This is a genomic window from Rhodoplanes sp. SY1 (genome assembly GCF_046000175.1).
In the GTDB taxonomy this organism is placed as follows: domain Bacteria; phylum Pseudomonadota; class Alphaproteobacteria; order Rhizobiales; family Xanthobacteraceae; genus Rhodoplanes.
This window is the reverse complement of record NZ_JBEOMB010000274.1, coordinates 1-502: the sequence shown is the minus strand read 5'-3', so window position 1 is coordinate 502 and position 502 is coordinate 1. Positions and strand designations below refer to the sequence as shown.

Sequence of the window (502 nt, the reverse complement as noted above, 5' to 3'; positions counted from 1 at the left end):
AGAGCGCCGTCTCGCCGACCCGGGTCACCGTGTTGCCGACGATCTGCAGGTTGGAGGCCGAGTTGCCGCGCACGCCGGAGAAGGCGCAGTCGGCGATGCGATTGCCGCGCACGATCACACCGTTGGCACGGAACACGTTGATGGCGTTTCCGAACTGGCCCTGGCCACCGGCCCGGTTGCGGATGTTCGTGACGCGGTTGTCGACGATCAGGGTGCCGTCCTCGCCGGCCTCGAAGCGCAGCACCTGGATGCCGTTGTTGCCGGCCCCGGCGACGACGTTGCGGGCGATCACCAGGCCGCGGGCGTCACGCGCCTGGATCGCCACGTCGCCCGTGTCGGTGACGCGGTTGCCGGCGACCGTGCCGGCGCAACGATAGAGATAGATCGCCGTGCCGTCGGCACCGGCGATCGTGCAGCCGGTGACGCCCAGCGAGTCGACCTGCTCGCAGTGCAGAAGGGCGCGGTCGGTCGGCAGCGGGCGGCCGCCGCCGTCGAGCACCAG

At 70.9% G+C, this 502-nt stretch carries 1 protein-coding gene; it reads right to left on the bottom strand.

Features of this window, described 5'->3' with window-relative positions:
- Positions 1-502 (bottom strand): TIGR03808 family TAT-translocated repetitive protein (locus ABTU92_RS29075; protein ID WP_408095037.1); only part of this gene is annotated, 502 nt, incomplete at both ends.